Source organism: Staphylococcus pasteuri, from assembly GCF_030547725.1.
In the GTDB taxonomy this organism is placed as follows: Bacteria; Bacillota; Bacilli; order Staphylococcales; family Staphylococcaceae; genus Staphylococcus; species Staphylococcus pasteuri.
Genome location: NZ_JAUOQO010001162.1, coordinates 1 through 228, shown reverse-complemented (window position 1 = coordinate 228; position 228 = coordinate 1). Strand labels below are relative to the sequence as shown.

Annotated in this window: 1 protein-coding gene; it reads right to left on the bottom strand. The window is 41.2% G+C overall.

Features of this window, described 5'->3' with window-relative positions; all coding sequences use genetic code 11:
* Nucleotides 1-39: 39 nt before the first annotated feature.
* Nucleotides 40-228 (bottom strand): paraquat-inducible protein A (locus tag Q4528_RS16760; RefSeq protein ID WP_303522949.1); only part of this gene is annotated, 189 nt, incomplete at its 5' end.

Here is a 228-nt window from a genome sequence, read left to right as displayed (position 1 = left end):
ATAGGGGAGATTACGCGTTCTTTTTTAATCTCTGGAGCACTAGCGTTGTTCAAGTTGTTTATCCCATATAATTCTTGTGTCGAATGACTTAGCAGCAAATAATGTTAACAAAACAACTGCACCAAATGCTGTAGCACCGGGCCCGGCTTCTACTCCGACTAAGTTGTTACGTTCAAAAACCGCTATCATAATTGACAGTACAAACAGATCAAGCATCGACCATTTGCC